A 15,378-nucleotide genomic window follows, 5' to 3' on the forward strand; every position below is an offset into this window, starting at 1 on the left:
ACCATATAAGCACAAAAAAAAAAGCACGTTAACCAAACGTGCTTTTCAATTATCCCTCTATGCCGATAATAGCATTAAGTATTAATAGCGTTACAAACATATTACTTATGGTGCATGGTTTTTTACGGAAATCCGTAATGCTAAAATTATTTTAAATAAGCCCCAAATCTTTTACAAGAGCCACTAAATGAATGGCATTATTGGCTTTAAATTGAATGCGAAGTTTATTTAATCGTTTTTCAATAGAGCTTAAACTGTTAGGAAATATGTTATTTGCTTTAAAATATTGGCTAATTTCTTCTTGAGATAAACCATTTGATAATTGTTTTAAAATCTCAATATCATAATTATCTATTTCCAATTCGTTTTTTGGACTCAAAGCATTCGCGACTTCTGGTGATAGATAAGTTTCATTATTATATACGGATGTAATGGCTTTTGATAGTTCTAATAAACCTTTCCTGCCTTTACATACATAGGCATCCACATGATATTCGTTTATTAAAGTTCTTACTCTTTGTAAACGATTTTCTACCGAATACACGATGATTTTTAAATTAGGATATTCCTGTTTTATGGCTTTTGCTAATGCTTCCCCCGATTTAAATCTCTGTTCACGATGGTCTTGTTTAAAAGATAAATCTGTAATGAGCAATTGGTAAGGCGCTTCATCAAAAATTGCTTTTCTAATTTTTAAATAAGCATCGTCACTATACTGTGCCTGCTGCACTTCTAAAACTCCTATATCTGTAAGTAATGTATAGACACCTTTGTGAATATCGTCCATATCTTCAGAAACTAAAACTTTTGTAAACATACTTTAAATTGTAATTGTTGCTTTAAAGCCTTTACCCAGCTCAGATTCAAAGATAATTGTTCCGTTTATAGATGCTATACGGTTTTCCGTATTCAGTAAACCATTCTGTTTTGAAATCTTGCAGCCCATCCCATTATCGGTATAACTTATCTTTATTTTGTTTTTAGTTTGACTAAAGCTTACAAGTACTATATTGGCTTTACTGTGCTTTTTCATATTGGTCATCAATTCTTGTAAAACTCTATAAACCGTAGCTCTTTTTATATCGTTAACACCGTTCCAGTTTATGGTTGATAAGTTTTTAGCAATAACACCTATCTCTTGAGATTTGTAACTTATTAATAAATCGTAGAGTAATTCGTTAAAGTTCGTTTTCACATTAATGTCGCTAATACCTTTTGAAATGTCTCTAGTACGTATATATATATTTTCCAGATCGTCTAACAAATCTTCTTTGTTGTTTGAGTCATTCTGAAGCTTGGTCATGGCATGATACACATCATTAGCCACCTCGTCGTGCACTTTCTTAGCTATGCGCGATTCAGTATTATAAACCACTTGAAGTTTGTCTTTTTTGTGTTTTGATTTTAGAATGATATAAGAAAACACCAAAACAAGGATTAATAATAATCCTAAAAATTGATAGATAACTTTATTTGCTCGCTCTTTGGTGGCTTTTAGTTCACTTTGAATATACTTAAGCTTAACTTCCTGAGCTTCTTTTTCTTTTTTATTATAATTATACTTAATATAGGAAAACTTATTTTCATTTATTTGTTTAGCGTTAGCAACGCTATCAGTTAAGTTTTTATACTCGACTATTTTCTCTCCTTTTTCAAGTTCAATTATATACGAAAGGGCTTTAATTCTGTCTAGTTTATTATTTGTTTTAACCGAAACACCATAAGCATTATTAGAGTACAACCTTGCTTTATTTGTTACCTTTCTATCTATAAAATATTCAGTAAGTGCTATATAACTAGAAAAAAGTCCTGCATAATCATTCTCGCTTTTTCTTATTTGCAACGCCGTTTCTAATTCAGTAAGGGCTTCAGGGTAATTCAACTTCGATTTCGCCAAACCCAAATTATTCAACGCTCTTGCTATTTCTTTCTTTTTATTAGTTTTTAAACTATTATCATAAACTTTTTTAAATTCGGCTATAGCCAATGTATAATTACCTTGTTCCTTATAAACATTGGCAATATTGCCATGGATTATGTTTAGATATTGGTGGTTTTTAGTAATTAATAAAAGCTTATTGTAGAGTTCTAAGGCGCGGTTATAGCTTCCTATTTCTTTATAAATGATACCTAAATGATTATACAGCCCAATTTTTGCATCGATAGTTTTATCCGTTTCTTTCAAGCAGTCTAGTAGTGTTATAGCTTCAACTGCTGTCGATTCACTTTCATAAATTAAACCCAAATTATATTGAATGCTGGACATGAATCTTAAATCCCTTATAATTTCTAAAGAATCCTTAAATAAAACATTTAATGATTTATGTTCTTGATAATATGAATATGCATTTAGCAGGCTATCGTTAAGCCTACTATAATCAGCTAACTTTCTATAAGCTAATAAAAGATTAGAAGAGTCTTTTATTTTTTTACTTTCATTTAAAAACAATTTCGCCGTTGAAATTGCACCATTATAATCTCCCGTTTTTGAAAGCAAATAGCTTTTTCTACTTAATCCATTTAATGTATAATAAGAGTTATTATTCTTAATTGCAAGGTCAATTAATTTATTGGCATATTGTAAGTTGTTTGAAGCATTTTGAGTTTTGTCTTCACATAATTTATAATAATGAGCTAAACTATCTGTGTTTTGCTGCGCAAATAGATTAACACCTATAGTTAAAAGAAAACTTGTAACATTTAAACAAAAAAAGAGGAATGATGTTTTCATAACTTTCATTCCTCTAAATTAATAACTAATTTCAGTTTATACTTTTGATAAAAAGGATTTTATTAATTATTTACATGATTTTAATCTTCTGGAGGTAAAATCTCTCCATCATCACCAGTAGTTGCTTGTTCTGTTGTTGCTTTACCAGTTTCTGATATAGCTTGTGGTGTGCATGAAAATAACGCCATATTAAGGAAAACCGTAAACAATATTAAATGTATTTTTTTCATTTTACTTGTTATTAAAGAATTAGACAATAGTGTTGCTTTCCAAGTTTTACTCAGATATTGTCATATAGCAACACGTTAATAATTTTAAAGAGACGTCTCTCTTTTGGGAAGTGTGGAGCGCAGCAGTAAAGAAGTATACTTACTTCCCAATAGGTAATACAACTTTACCTTGCAACTCCATTGTAGAATTGATATCTTTCATAAACCTTATTGTTTCTAAGGTGTTTACCATTTCTGAAACAAATAAATGATTGATTGACGAAACATGAGTTGACATTAACATGTCAACTTTTTGACAAATATTTGACAAGTTTACAATTGAATACAAAATATTGATTATCAGATTTTTATATATGGAAAATTTAGAATCAACTAAAACGGAAAATGAAGAATTAATTCAAAAATTGATTAAAAAAGTATTTGAAAAGGCTATGGAATTATCAAAAGAAACCACTGCTTATGGGCTTTCAAAGTATTTAATTGAAGAATTGAATAATAATATTAATCAGCGAACACTTATTAGATATTATGATGGTTATGTTTTAAACAAAAAAACAGAGCGAAGAATTCCAAGTACTTATAATTTGGATATTTTATGTCAATACTTAGGTTATAAAAATAATTTAGATTTTATCGCTATTAATAAAAAAAAGGAAGTAAATAAGGTTTTTAATAAGAAGTCTAAAATTGCTAGTGTTTCTGTTATGGTTTTGTTAGCCAGTTATATAGGATATGATGTTACCAATAAAGATTGCATGGTTTGGACAAATGATAATTGTTATGAATCTATTTCGTGTGATAAGAAAGGTGATTTTGAATCAATTCCAAAGAATGATTACCTTTTACAAAATTTTAAAAGAATAGAACCTGATTGTAATTATTCCTTTTTCAAAGTAGATGGAGTGGAAAATTTATGGTATGGTAAAAATATAAATGGAGAGTTAGAATATTTTACTGCTTATGGGCTTCATCCAGAAACAAGTAAAACATTGAAACCCATTACAGAGTATATGATTAACAAGTATATCTGTCCAAATCTTAAAAAGAGTCAATGGAGTTTAAAAAAATGACATATTTCACCTCCTACAATATCAATAGTGGTTGTTTTAGGATATTTTTATGTTAGAATTAAATAGGATACTAAAATTATGATTAGTATAATACAAACAATAAAAACCACCACCGCCCAAGTAGGATATATTTTAGCTTGGTCAATTTTAGCATTAAAACGGCTTTCAAAACTTTCCATCATGTTTTTATGAATCGCCATTTGTTTTTGATGGTCAATGATGAGAGCTTTATATTCCGACACATCCATCTTAACCTTTAGGTCATTTAATTGCTGGCTAATAGATTCCAATTTTTCAATATTCTTGTTGAACTCATGGAGTTCATTAACCAGTAAAGCTGATAGCTCTTCCAATTTTGTCATGAGTGTTAATTTAATATCCTATATCGATTCCTTTATTAATGGCTTTTTTAATAATGAACTTCGTAATTTTCAGAGCTAGGTTAGGTGTCAGGTCAACCAGCTTTCCTGCGAGTGTAACACTTACCTTGTTGTCCTTTAGAATCTTTGCACCTTGAATTCCTGACATTTGTTTGCCAATATTACCAAGCGACATGTTCCGATGGACTTCACTGCCCTTGAGATTATGTCCATCAAACTCAAATCGAAATCCCTGAAGCTTATTTTGGCTGTTAATGGTAGGGATGACCTTAACTCCATTAACCTGCATGGCTTTGACATAGTCATCAAAGGATTTGGGCTGGAACTGCTTCATGGTCAGGTCATGCCGTCGTTTGATTTCCGTTCGGATTTCCTTTAAATTGAACTCCTTTTCAAATTGGATCTGTTTTACGGTTGTCAGTCCCATGTGTTCCGCTACCTTTTCAGCAGCCTGTTGACTGCGCTTACCAATAAAACTATCTTTATAGGCAATTCCTCTAAAATCAATGCGGTTGACATATAAATGGATGTGCTTATGCTCTTTGTCGTGGTGTACAAAAGCGATGGCCTGTCGTTCCCCCAATTTCATTTCATGCATAAAACGTTTTGCAATGGCTTGCAGGTCTTTCTTGTCCAATCGCTTGCCATCTTCAATGGTGGGACTGATCACAAAGGATAAGGTGTTTTTAGTACAATGGTAATTTTGGTCCTGGAGCATTTTGAACTCTTGGGTGATTTCTTTTGGCGTATCACCATGTAGAAACTCCTTTAGTACGATTTCTGCCTCCTTTTCCTGGTTCCATCCATAGGACATGGATGCCATGGTGTGCGATATGCTTTTGCCATTGCCAATCATGGTTGGAATTTTTTAAGATGTACCTTGATTTCATTCGCAAGGTCATAGACTTCTTGGGTCAATTTGGGATTCCGTTTTTTGTACATGTTCCCAATCGACTTAAAATTATTGTGGTATTTAATCAGCATTTTATAAAGCGTGATATGTTCCTCCGTAAACCGTTCCGTGATTTCCTGTTCAAAGAGACTGCGCCGGATGTATTCGCTCAAGGTCAATCCACTACGTTTTGACTTTACTTTTAGGAGCTTCTTTTCATAAACAGAGCATCGAAACTTAACGAGGTCACCCTTCCCCTTAAACACTTTTTTTCCTTTGCGACCAAGGGGAGCAAACGAGAATGTGTCCACAGGCACACATCTCGAATTCCTACCCACAAGCATTTCGTTTTCCGATAGATCCTTTTCCAGATCGAGTTCCAAGCTATCGGATTGACCGAGTACTTCAGTAGGAATCTTTAGTGTCTGCTTCGGTTCATCTTTGAAGTAAAAATCATTTTCATCTTTCTTTTTCATGGTTTATCAATTCATTTAAGTCTTTATAGTTTTTGTAGCAGCTACTTTTATCTATAGCATGTTTGTACCTATCCATTAAATACTTGGTAGCTTTTTGTCCAGCTGCATCCCTATCCAAATAGAGGTTTACAAAATCATAGGTTTCGAAATATTTCTCAGATTCCTTAATAAAGGCAAGGGAATTTAAAACTAGAATATCTGATGTGTCCAAAAGGTTTTCATCCAACATGGCCAATGACAACAGATCGAACATGCCTTCCAACACAACAAGCTGGTTGTTGTTATTTTGAATATAACTATAGAACTTTGGGCTACTACTATTTTTAAAAATCTTATTTCGTAACTCCCAACCATTTTTATAGCTCCTTAAGCCTACAGCAAAAAAGGCTTTTTCCTTATATCTGTACCACACTTCCTTGCAGTACGTTTTGGCAACCTTTATGGCTATGCCCCTTGACCTTATATATTGGAGCAGGGCAGGATGCATGATGTCTTGGAATTTAATGATTTTAATATTGGTACATGGGATTATGTTAATTGCCGTTGTATCCCACTGATACCGTTGTTCCATTATGTTAATTGGAATGGAATCACTTAAAAACTCCAAAGCTTCTTTTATGGAACATTTTAGAATCCTACATACCAAGTCTATCACGTTACCCCCAATGCCCTCGCCGTGGTCGTACCATCGGTTTCTGGTTCTGGAAACTTTCAAAGAGGCTTGGGTTTCTGACCGAAAGGGGCTCAGAAACCAAGCTTCTTGTTCCGTTGTGCGATTGGGAAAGTACCCTAATTTTTCCAGTGCCTTTTCCACTGAAAAATTACGGGCTGTTTCACAATTTATTTTTTTTCTTTTCATCAGCTAAATAATTTCTTTTTTCTATTTTCACCTACCTAGTTACCTAATCCTTTATTCATAAGGGTTAAGGCCTTAGGTTGGTTCGAAATTCACCTTACCTTTCTTACCAATCAGGTAAGTTGGAAGGGAAACAGGTAACCTAGTTTTTATTAATCTTACCTAAGAAATTCCCTGTACCTATAAGACATTTAAACCCTTTAGGTAACTAGGTAGGTTGTTTTACCTGTTTATAGGTAATTCCACTTCCCATGGACTGCTTTTAAAAGTTGGTTTTGCCAAATAACCATAAACCTGTCTCTTGGAATGCTTCACGCGCTGAAAGTTAAAACCCGTAAAAGCTTTTCCAATATTTACTTGGTTCAATCTTACGTTTAAACAGGACAATGCGACCATGACATCGGATGCCGTTACAAAATCTTCGATGTCGGTCGATTTTTCATAATACTTGGCAACCAGTTCTTGTTCTGTGGTGAGACTGGTATATTTCTTATTCCGTTCTTCGTTTTCGCGAATATCCTGAATGGATAGTTCTGGATTAAACGTAGTGTCTTTGTAAGCTAAATGATACGCTTGTGTCCATACCTTTTTGATGTCAACCTCTTTTGAATACGCAAAATCAATTTGATCTTTTAGCTCAAAGCACAACCAGCGCACAGACCCCGTTTCATCATTAAGAAAGGAAGACATATTGGTAGATCCCATAAAAGAACATATTCTGGGCAGGGTTGTGTTTTTTCTATCATAGGGCAATCTTTCGTTGATAAAGGTCTTGGAGAAAAAGGCTTTAAGAGCATTGACATCTTTTTTGGAAAGCACTGCCAACTCATCCAGGTTATAAAGAAAATTTCTGCACAGTTGAATTCTTGCATCCTTATCGTTACTGATATCCTCGGCCATATATTCGCTCAATTCAGGAGGGCATAAGTACCTGCACCAGGTCGACTTCCCAGAGCTTTGGCCTTTATGGCTGATTATCAAGGCCTGTTTATTGAAATAATTGGGTTCAAAGGCGCACCGTATGGCCCGAACCAACCATTTCCTTAAATGGTATAAGAAAGCATCATCATCATAGGTTGGCACATAGGAAGCTAATTTAGCAATATGGTCCAACCCGTCCCAATCAGGGAGGGCTTGAAAATACGCTTTAATAGGGTTGTGTTTTTTGATAAGCTCTGACTTGATCAAGATCTCAAGCCTAGCGGAACTAATATCAACTCCTGCTTTGGCCAACTCTATGATCAAAGAGTTCACATTGAGATAATGCCATGATTTGTACCCTTTCAACGATATCTGAAAATCATGTGATATTTCATTATAAAAAATATCATATTTCGAACACAGATATTCGTAGGTATAATCATAAATTGTTTTCTTTTTGGGGTCTTTAACGAGATAAAGCTCATTGTTTGTTGAAGCCATGTCATACGGTCTGGTAAACGGCGAAAAGTGTTACCATTTAATTAAAAAATGTTTTTGTAAATCGTAATTCTTTACCTTCTTTTATTTCTAAAAGAATTTGTAATAGCATGCGTCTCAACCTCATTCTTAGATTTACGACTATTTTGCAGTAACCATTCCACAAGTTTCTTCTTCTCAAAAAAGACCATTTTACCATTGGGTTTGGAGTGTGGAATTTTTCCGGAAGCTGTGAGTTTGTAAAGATAACTTCTGGATATGCCCGTATAATCACTGGCTTCATCAAAGGTCAATACCTCTTTGCTTCCTACAAGTAGTTTTTCTAAACGATCCAATCGTTCCAGTATTAAAATAGTGTCCATTTTTATTGTTTTAAGGTTAATAAAATGAACAAAAGCGCTTTTGTTACCCCTTATGGGATTATGGTAATAAAGGTATAAAACGAGGCTATTGAAAGAAAAAATAAAATCAATTATTTATTCACAAATAATTGATATACAATAAGTTAATATAAATATGATCAAATTTAATTAAGTTTTTAGTCTGTGATATTTCCGTATGTCATATGCCATCAAACGGTATCAAATTTAATGGAAATAAAACGTCCTTTTTTGTGCTGATTTTGGGTTATTAACAATGGAAGTCTTTGATTTTATAAAATATTGGGGTTAAAGCGCAAATTTTTGAATAATATAACATGTTTAATTAGGTATAAAACACTGTTATAATTTAAGATTATTGAATAATTAAAAAAATGATACCCAATTAAACTAATTCGTATCAAATTAATACAAATTTAATTAAATCTCTTTTCTGCGTGCAAATTGCGTGCAAATTAAAAAGGCTTTAAAAGGTAAAACCTTGTAAAGCCTTGCTATCACTGTGGAGAAGATGGGATTCGAACCCACGACCTCTTGACTGCCAGTCAAGCACTCTAGCCAACTGAGCTACATCCCCAACTAATTATTTTAATTCGCTTAACACTAAAACGGGTAAGCTACTATTAAAATCTTTTTTGTAAATCTGGTTTTTCTCCCATTGCTTCATGAAAAACCCTCTTTTACGTCTTACAACACAAAGCATATCAGGGTTATGTAATTTATAATGCTCTAAAACCCCATGATATGTGGTTGGGTTTTCAGAATACGTTACATCCGAAACAATACCAGATAATTCATCGTTAATATCAAAATCACCTTCATTATAATAAGGTGTTTTAACCAATAATAAATTCACAACAGCTTTAAAATTATCTTTTACAGCTTTTAATGGACTAAGTACGCCTTCTTTTTTAATAATTGCCGATTTTACTGCCATTAAAATGGTTTCAATAGGCTTAAAAATATAACCCTCCGGAATTATTAACGTTGGAATGATTGTTTGCTTCACAATTTTTCCAGAAGTTTTTCCTAAAAACACCTCTTCATCTTCCGAGTAAATTCTAGGTTCAATTAAAATTAAATCAATACTTGCGGCTTTGCAAACCAGCTCTATGGTATCAACAAATTTTCCTTTAAGTGCCCTTACTACAACCTCAACATTTTTTGTGTTCACTTTAGAAACCAAATCGTTTAAATAATTAAGCGTATCTTCTTCTAAAATATGATCAATCTTTATCATCGTGCCTGCTTTAGTGTAAACATTATATACTTGAACTACATAAAGTTTAGCTCCAAAGGCTTGGGCAAAATCTACAGCATATTGTAAATTGCTTAATGCATTTTTGGAAGCTCCAACAGGTACTAAAATATTTTTCATGTTGTAATTAATTTAATGCAAAAGTAATTAATTAAATGTATTGCATAAAATTCTGAACAAATATAGACGAAATTAATCTGTACTTTTTAATTAATTCATAATAAAAAACATACTTTCTATTACTATAAATTTATATAACAAATATTTTTACATTTGTCCTTTAAATTCAACAACTATGGATATTTTAAGTTTTATAAGTGGTAATGGCCTATTTTTGGTTTTAGCCCTTGTTTTAATAATTGTGTATTTTGTAAACAGAAGAAAAAGACGCTAACTAACGTGTTTTTAGCCACCCTGTTATACTTAAACGCTCGGTATTTACCGGTTTTACTTCGTGTTCAATAATTTGGCTTTCAAAAATAACCACACGCCCAGGAAACGGATAGATTACCTTTTCAACTTCCTCACCATTTTCATTTAAATACAACACCAATTCACCGCCATTTTCGGGCAACCAACCATCTTCATTTAAATAACAAACAAATGATAATTTTCGCCTGTCGTCATTCTGAAATGTATCAATATGTCTTTTATAAAAAGTATCTTTCGGATATATGGCATAGTGAAACTCTTTGTGCAAAATACCCAAAAAACAGGTTCTGTTTAAGTAATTAACCAAATCGTTTATTTTATCAAAAAATAACAATTCTGCGTCATTCACATTGCTTTCATCCATCCACAAGATAACATCGCCTCTAATAGATTTTACAATGGTTTCATTCAACCTATTTCCAATCGCAGCTTTTTTAAAACTGTCCTCTTCATATTTTTCTTGAATAGATTGTCTTAAAACGGCAACTTCTTCATCACTGAAAAAATTCTCAACAATACTAAATTGCTGCTTTCCAATATCCGAAATTATCTGTTCGTACAGCGAATTCTCAACAAAATCAATTGATTCAAAAAGATGATTCATAAGTATTTAGCAATAAATCTCTTATCCAGATTGAACAAAAGCGCGCAAATGTAATCTAAAAACAAATTGCTTTTACAAAACAACTATCTTTGTACTTTAAATTTTTCTAAAATGAGCTTTATTCGCATCACAAAACAATTCTCTTTCGAAACCGGACACGCTCTTTACGGGTACGATGGCAAGTGCAAAAACGTACACGGACACAGCTACAAACTATCGGTTACAGTAATTGGAAAACCTATTGCAGATACCAAAAACGTAAAATATGGCATGGTTATAGATTTTGGCGATTTAAAAAAAATAGTGAAAGAAGAGATTGTAAACGTGTTCGACCATGCCACCGTTTTCAATAAAAACACACCACATGTAGAGCTTGCAAAAGAACTTGAAGACCGCGGTCACAATGTATTACTTGTTGACTATCAACCAACTAGCGAAATGATGGTAATCGATTTTGCAAAAAAAATAAAACGCCGTTTGCCAGAAAACATCGATTTGCATTCTCTAAAACTTCAAGAAACAGACAGCTCTTTTGCCGAATGGTTTGCTTATGATAATATTTAAGGCGTTCCCCTATCGGGTCGGGCTATACATTACAATCTTTTTAAACGTCTTTGCGAGGACGAAGAACGAAGCAATCTGCTAAATCATTACTCAGCCAAAACTTAGGTGTTTTTCAAATTTAAAAAGGATTTTCATTTCTATCCCTAACGCAGCTATGTGCAGTGATAAAGCAAATATTCATGCATTAGTGGCATAATCACCCATAATCTTCATTATTTTTACGCCATAACAATAAGATTCCTGTCTTTGCAGGAATTATTTATATTTACCGCATGAATATTCCAGAAGGAAAAAAAATATATTTCGCCTCCGATAACCATTTGGGAGCGCCAACTATAGAAGCTTCTCGCCCACGCGAAAAAAAGTTTGTGGCTTGGTTAGACAGCGTTAAACACGATGCTGCTGCTATATTTTTAGTAGGCGATTTATTCGACTTTTGGTTTGAGTACAAAACCGTAGTGCCGAAAGGCTTTACAAGAACTTTAGGCAAACTTGCCGAAATTACAGATGCTGGAATTCCTGTTTACTTTTTTGTTGGTAACCACGATTTATGGATGAATGGCTATTTTCAAGAAGAATTGAACATTCCCGTTTACCACAAACCCAAAGAATTTACCTTTAACAATAAAACCTTTTTTATTGGTCATGGCGATGGTTTAGGCCCTCACGATAAAGGTTATAAACGCATGAAAAAGGTGTTTACCAACCCGTTTTTTAAGTGGATTTTTAGGTGGACACACCCAGATATTGGCGTTAAAATAGCCCAATACCTGTCGGTAAAAAACAAATTGATTTCGGGTGATGATGACGCTAAATTTCTTGGCGAAGACAACGAATGGTTGGTGCAATATTCCAAAGAAAAACTAAAAAACAAACACCGCGATTATTTTATTTTTGGCCACCGCCATTTGCCTATGGAAATCAGCCTAAATGAAAATTCAAAATACATCAATCTAGGCGATTGGATTTCTTATTACACCTACGGCGTTTTTGATGGAGAAAATTTTGAATTGAAAGAGTTTTAAAAACACTATTTTAGATCTCACAGGTTTTAAAAACCTGTGGGGTCTCGTTTTTTTTTAACTTCAGTCTTTATTATGTTCTTCCAAATCCTTAGTTAAATCCAGCTTTCTAAAAGTTGGGGACACAATTCCTGTAGTAACAACGGTAATCAACGTCATGGTGCCTCCAAAAACAACCGCAGTTACTGTACCCATAAGTTTAGCAGTCACGCCACTTTCAAAAGCGCCTAACTCATTTGAAGACCCAACAAACATGGAGTTAACTGATGATACACGCCCCCGCATATGATCCGGTGTTTTAATTTGTAAAATAGTTTGACGGATAACCATGGATACACCATCAGTCACGCCACTGAAAAATAATGCCAGAACAGAAATCCAAAATACAGACGACAGTCCAAACACAATAATGCTAACCCCGAAACCAAAAATAGCTACGAGCAATTTCATACCGGCATTTTTACTAATGGGTATGTAAGCAGTAACCAACATGGTTAAAAAAGCACCTACCGCAGGAGCTGCTCGTAATACACCAAAGCCTTCACTTCCTACTTTTAAAATATCTTGGGCAAAAACAGGTAAAAGCGCAATAGCACCACCAAATAATACGGCAACCATATCTAAAGTCATGGCCCCTAAAATGGCTTTGGTTTTAAATACAAAACGTACGCCTTCTTTTAAACTTTCAATAACGGGTTCGCCAATTTTCGGATTTAAAATAGGTTTCCGTTTTATCTGTAAAAGAATGATAAATGATAAAAGTACCAACCCAAAAATAATGCAAAGCGACCAATGTACCCCAATCCATCCAATAAAGAAACCGCCAAACGCGGGTCCCAAAACCGAAGCCATTTGCCATGTAGAACTGTTCCAAGTGGCAGCGTTAGGATATACTTTTTTAGGTACTATTAATGCTACTAATGAGAAAATAGTGGGTCCGAAAAATGAACGCAAAAACCCACCAAAAAACACTAAAGCATAAATACTGTACAATATGGTTTTTGTTTCCCAATTACCAGTTACTTTGTCCCACGTTAATAAAAACAAGCCTAAACTAATTAAAGAAAAAGCTGCAATACATAATGCTAGTAAGTTCCGTTTTTCTTTTTGATCTACTATATGACCCGCAAACAGTGCCATGGTAAAAGCAGGTATTATTTCCATTAAGCCAATAACTCCCAGTGATAATGGGTCTTTAGTTAAACTGTACACTTCCCATTCTATAACAATAAATTGCATGGACCAACCAAAAACAAGCACAAAACGAACCAGTAAAAATATGTTGAATTCTTTAATACGTAAAGCGGCATACGGGTCGGTTTTTGCCATGGCTTTCTATGGTTTAATATCGCGCAGTTTTAATTGTAAACTCACATTCCCTTGCCATTCATTTTCATCAACAGAATAAACTGCTTTAAAGGTTTTTCTATTAGAAATAATATCAAATTTATCGCCCATACCAAAACCGATGGCTACCATACTTTTAGATTGAGATTGGGCAACGGTTATTCTTAAGTGGGTTTTATCTTCCCCAACACATTTTCCATAACCTGTATCAATCAAATTATCTGTCATAAAAACAGGCGTCATGTTATTAGGTCCAAAAGGTGCAAACTGTTTTAAAATCCTGTAGAATTTTGGAGTGATGTCTTCCAAATTAATTTTAACATCAATTTTAATTTCGGGCGTTAAAAGGTTTCTGTTGATAGTTTTTGAAACCTCATCTTCAAAAGCTTGTTTAAAAGCTTCGTAATTTTCCTCTAAAAGTGTTAAACCCGCAGCATATTTGTGCCCTCCGAACTGTTCAATATGTTCGCTGCACGCTTCCAAAGCATTATAAATATCAAAATCTCGCACAGAACGTGCCGAAGCAGCCAACTTATCACCGCTTTTTGTAAATACCAAAGTAGGCCTGTAATACGTTTCGGTTAGTCTAGAAGCCACAATACCAATAACGCCTTTATGCCAATCTTGATGGTAAACAACAGTAGTAAGGCGGTCTTGTTCGTTTTGTTCTTCAATTTGCTTAAGAGCTTCTTCTGTAACCTGTTTATCAGTTTCACGTCTATCTATATTGTATTCGTTAATTTCCGAAGCATACTTAGCAGCCAAATCGTGTTCTTCCTCTGTTAATAGCCTTACCGCAAAATTACCGTGTTCCATACGTCCTGCGGCATTAATACGTGGTGCTACTACAAAAACCACGTCGGTAATAGTTAATTCCGTTTTGTCAACTTGACTTAAAATAGCTTTTATTCCTGGTCTTGGATTGGTGTTTATTACCATTAACCCAAAATATGCCAATACTCTGTTTTCACCATCAATGGGAACAATATCGGCTCCAATGGCGGTTGCTACCAAATCTAAATATCCCATTAAATCTTCAGTAGATAAACCATCCTTTTGGGCTAAGGCTTGTATGAGCTTAAAACCAACGCCACAACCACACAACTCTTTATACGGGTAGTTGCAATCTTCTCTTTTAGGATCTAAAACGGCTGCTGCTTCTGGAATTTTTTCCGCAGGTCTATGATGGTCACAAATAATAAAATCTATACCTAATTCTTTGGCATAATCTACTTTATCGACTGATTTTATTCCGCAATCTAAAGCTATTATAAGTGTGAAATTATTTTCTAAAGCAAAATTGATGCCTTTATATGATATACCATAACCCTCATCATATCTATTAGGGATGTAGGTATAAACCAAATTGTATTTCGATTTTAAATAAGATGCCATAAGGGCTACGGAAGTAGTTCCATCTACATCATAATCGCCATATACCAGAATATTTTCACTATTAGCCATGGCCTTTTCTATTCTGGCTACGGCTTTATCCATATCTTTCATTAAATACGGATCGTGCAAATCATCTAAACTTGGTCTAAAAAACGTTTTCGCATCTTCATACGTTTCAACACCACGCTGTATCAACAATGTTGCCACCACAGCATCTACTTGAAGTGCCTTTTGCAAGACTTCAATCTTATTAGAATCGGGTTTGGGTTTTATTGTCCAGCGCATGTCCCCTTTTATTCCCATTGGGGAAATCATTATAGTT

The 15,378-nt window shown here is 33.9% G+C and carries 17 protein-coding genes and 1 tRNA gene; 3 read left to right on the forward strand and 15 right to left on the reverse strand.

The annotated features are described in order from the left end of the window. Positions 1-151 precede the first annotated feature (151 nt). The 4 genes from VP395_RS08170 to VP395_RS08185 all read right to left on the reverse strand — a co-directional run bounded on the left by VP395_RS08170 (position 152) and on the right by VP395_RS08185 (position 3,238). The gene (locus VP395_RS08170) at positions 152-817 is read right to left on the reverse strand and encodes a DNA-binding response regulator (protein WP_346241363.1); all 666 of its coding nucleotides are present in this window, start codon (positions 815-817) and stop codon (positions 152-154) included. A gap of 3 nt (positions 818-820) precedes the next feature. Beyond that, positions 821-2,731, reverse strand: coding sequence for an ATP-binding protein (locus tag VP395_RS08175; protein WP_346241365.1), 1,911 nt, complete (start codon positions 2,729-2,731; stop codon positions 821-823). A gap of 80 nt (positions 2,732-2,811) precedes the next feature. After that, positions 2,812-2,961, reverse strand: a complete 150-nt coding sequence (locus tag VP395_RS08180; RefSeq protein ID WP_346241367.1) for a hypothetical protein — start codon at positions 2,959-2,961, stop codon at positions 2,812-2,814. Positions 2,962-3,100: 139 nt separating this feature from the next. Next, the gene (locus tag VP395_RS08185) at positions 3,101-3,238 is read right to left on the reverse strand and encodes a hypothetical protein (protein WP_346241369.1); all 138 of its coding nucleotides are present in this window, start codon (positions 3,236-3,238) and stop codon (positions 3,101-3,103) included. Between the two features lie 76 nt (positions 3,239-3,314). On the opposite strand from VP395_RS08185, the gene VP395_RS08190 reads away from it, so the two are divergent. Then, positions 3,315-4,031, forward strand: a complete 717-nt coding sequence (locus VP395_RS08190; RefSeq protein WP_346241371.1) for a hypothetical protein — start codon at positions 3,315-3,317, stop codon at positions 4,029-4,031. A 47-nt stretch (positions 4,032-4,078) separates the two neighbouring features. Here VP395_RS08190 and VP395_RS08195 read toward each other — a convergent pair whose 3' ends face one another. The 9 genes from VP395_RS08195 to VP395_RS08235 form a co-directional block, all read right to left on the reverse strand. Further along, the gene (locus tag VP395_RS08195; protein WP_346241373.1) at positions 4,079-4,393 is read right to left on the reverse strand and encodes a DUF6730 family protein; all 315 of its coding nucleotides are present in this window, start codon (positions 4,391-4,393) and stop codon (positions 4,079-4,081) included. A gap of 10 nt (positions 4,394-4,403) precedes the next feature. Beyond that, the gene (locus tag VP395_RS08200; RefSeq protein WP_346241374.1) at positions 4,404-5,267 is read right to left on the reverse strand and encodes a relaxase/mobilization nuclease domain-containing protein; all 864 of its coding nucleotides are present in this window, start codon (positions 5,265-5,267) and stop codon (positions 4,404-4,406) included. Continuing rightward, positions 5,264-5,779, reverse strand: coding sequence for a mobilization protein MbpA (mbpA, locus tag VP395_RS08205; RefSeq protein ID WP_346241376.1), 516 nt, complete (start codon positions 5,777-5,779; stop codon positions 5,264-5,266). Before mbpA ends, VP395_RS08200 begins: the two co-directional genes overlap by 4 nt. Beyond that, positions 5,763-6,638: a toprim domain-containing protein gene (locus VP395_RS08210; protein WP_346241377.1), complete on the reverse strand. Its 876-nt coding sequence runs from the start codon at positions 6,636-6,638 to the stop codon at positions 5,763-5,765. The genes mbpA and VP395_RS08210 overlap by 17 nt, the downstream gene beginning before the upstream one ends. Positions 6,639-6,857: 219 nt before the next feature. Then, positions 6,858-8,057: a virulence-associated E family protein gene (locus VP395_RS08215; RefSeq protein ID WP_346241378.1), complete on the reverse strand. Its 1,200-nt coding sequence runs from the start codon at positions 8,055-8,057 to the stop codon at positions 6,858-6,860. A 71-nt stretch (positions 8,058-8,128) separates the two neighbouring features. Then, a complete protein-coding gene (locus VP395_RS08220; protein WP_346241379.1) occupies positions 8,129-8,416 on the reverse strand; it encodes a helix-turn-helix domain-containing protein in 288 nt (95 codons plus the stop codon). 521 nt (positions 8,417-8,937) lie between these two features. Beyond that, a tRNA-Ala gene (locus tag VP395_RS08225) sits at positions 8,938-9,011 on the reverse strand. A 6-nt stretch (positions 9,012-9,017) separates the two neighbouring features. Further along, positions 9,018-9,812 carry a universal stress protein gene (locus VP395_RS08230; RefSeq protein ID WP_346241381.1) on the reverse strand — a complete coding sequence of 265 codons (795 nt, stop codon included), beginning with the start codon at positions 9,810-9,812 and terminating at the stop codon, positions 9,018-9,020. Positions 9,813-10,086: 274 nt separating this feature from the next. Continuing rightward, positions 10,087-10,728, reverse strand: a complete 642-nt coding sequence (locus tag VP395_RS08235; protein ID WP_346241382.1) for a 2OG-Fe(II) oxygenase — start codon at positions 10,726-10,728, stop codon at positions 10,087-10,089. 111 nt (positions 10,729-10,839) lie between these two features. Between VP395_RS08235 and VP395_RS08240 the strand changes: the two genes are divergently transcribed. Both VP395_RS08240 and VP395_RS08245 read left to right on the forward strand, forming a co-directional pair. After that, positions 10,840-11,292, forward strand: a complete 453-nt coding sequence (locus tag VP395_RS08240) for a 6-pyruvoyl trahydropterin synthase family protein (RefSeq protein WP_346241384.1) — start codon at positions 10,840-10,842, stop codon at positions 11,290-11,292. Positions 11,293-11,564: 272 nt separating this feature from the next. After that, positions 11,565-12,317: a UDP-2,3-diacylglucosamine diphosphatase gene (locus VP395_RS08245; RefSeq protein WP_346241386.1), complete on the forward strand. Its 753-nt coding sequence runs from the start codon at positions 11,565-11,567 to the stop codon at positions 12,315-12,317. Positions 12,318-12,377: 60 nt separating this feature from the next. Here VP395_RS08245 and VP395_RS08250 read toward each other — a convergent pair whose 3' ends face one another. Beyond that, a complete protein-coding gene (locus VP395_RS08250; RefSeq protein WP_346241388.1) occupies positions 12,378-13,643 on the reverse strand; it encodes an MFS transporter in 1,266 nt (421 codons plus the stop codon). Positions 13,644-13,649: 6 nt separating this feature from the next. Continuing rightward, positions 13,650-15,341, reverse strand: a complete 1,692-nt coding sequence (recJ, locus tag VP395_RS08255) for a single-stranded-DNA-specific exonuclease RecJ (protein ID WP_346241787.1) — start codon at positions 15,339-15,341, stop codon at positions 13,650-13,652. Between the last annotated feature and the right edge of the window lie 37 nt (positions 15,342-15,378).

The organism is Mariniflexile soesokkakense (assembly GCF_039650365.1).
Lineage (GTDB): Bacteria > Bacteroidota > Bacteroidia > Flavobacteriales > Flavobacteriaceae > Mariniflexile > Mariniflexile soesokkakense.

Excerpts from the sequence above, each read along its gene's own strand:
- VP395_RS08170 (WP_346241363.1), bottom strand. The coding sequence starts at position 817 with ATGTTTACAAAAGTTTTAGTTTCTGAAGATATGGACGATATTCACAAA.
- VP395_RS08175 (WP_346241365.1), bottom strand. The coding sequence starts at position 2,731 with ATGAAAACATCATTCCTCTTTTTTTGTTTAAATGTTACAAGTTTTCTT.
- VP395_RS08180 (WP_346241367.1), bottom strand. The coding sequence starts at position 2,961 with ATGAAAAAAATACATTTAATATTGTTTACGGTTTTCCTTAATATGGCG.
- VP395_RS08185 (WP_346241369.1), bottom strand. The coding sequence starts at position 3,238 with ATGTCAACTCATGTTTCGTCAATCAATCATTTATTTGTTTCAGAAATG.
- VP395_RS08190 (WP_346241371.1), top strand. The coding sequence starts at position 3,315 with ATGGAAAATTTAGAATCAACTAAAACGGAAAATGAAGAATTAATTCAA.
- VP395_RS08195 (WP_346241373.1), bottom strand. The coding sequence starts at position 4,393 with ATGACAAAATTGGAAGAGCTATCAGCTTTACTGGTTAATGAACTCCAT.
- VP395_RS08200 (WP_346241374.1), bottom strand. The coding sequence starts at position 5,267 with ATGATTGGCAATGGCAAAAGCATATCGCACACCATGGCATCCATGTCC.
- mbpA (WP_346241376.1), bottom strand. The coding sequence starts at position 5,779 with ATGAAAAAGAAAGATGAAAATGATTTTTACTTCAAAGATGAACCGAAG.
- VP395_RS08210 (WP_346241377.1), bottom strand. The coding sequence starts at position 6,638 with ATGAAAAGAAAAAAAATAAATTGTGAAACAGCCCGTAATTTTTCAGTG.
- VP395_RS08215 (WP_346241378.1), bottom strand. The coding sequence starts at position 8,057 with ATGGCTTCAACAAACAATGAGCTTTATCTCGTTAAAGACCCCAAAAAG.
- VP395_RS08220 (WP_346241379.1), bottom strand. The coding sequence starts at position 8,416 with ATGGACACTATTTTAATACTGGAACGATTGGATCGTTTAGAAAAACTA.
- VP395_RS08230 (WP_346241381.1), bottom strand. The coding sequence starts at position 9,812 with ATGAAAAATATTTTAGTACCTGTTGGAGCTTCCAAAAATGCATTAAGC.
- VP395_RS08235 (WP_346241382.1), bottom strand. The coding sequence starts at position 10,728 with ATGAATCATCTTTTTGAATCAATTGATTTTGTTGAGAATTCGCTGTAC.
- VP395_RS08240 (WP_346241384.1), top strand. The coding sequence starts at position 10,840 with ATGAGCTTTATTCGCATCACAAAACAATTCTCTTTCGAAACCGGACAC.
- VP395_RS08245 (WP_346241386.1), top strand. The coding sequence starts at position 11,565 with ATGAATATTCCAGAAGGAAAAAAAATATATTTCGCCTCCGATAACCAT.
- VP395_RS08250 (WP_346241388.1), bottom strand. The coding sequence starts at position 13,643 with ATGGCAAAAACCGACCCGTATGCCGCTTTACGTATTAAAGAATTCAAC.
- recJ (WP_346241787.1), bottom strand. The coding sequence starts at position 15,341 with ATGCGCTGGACAATAAAACCCAAACCCGATTCTAATAAGATTGAAGTC.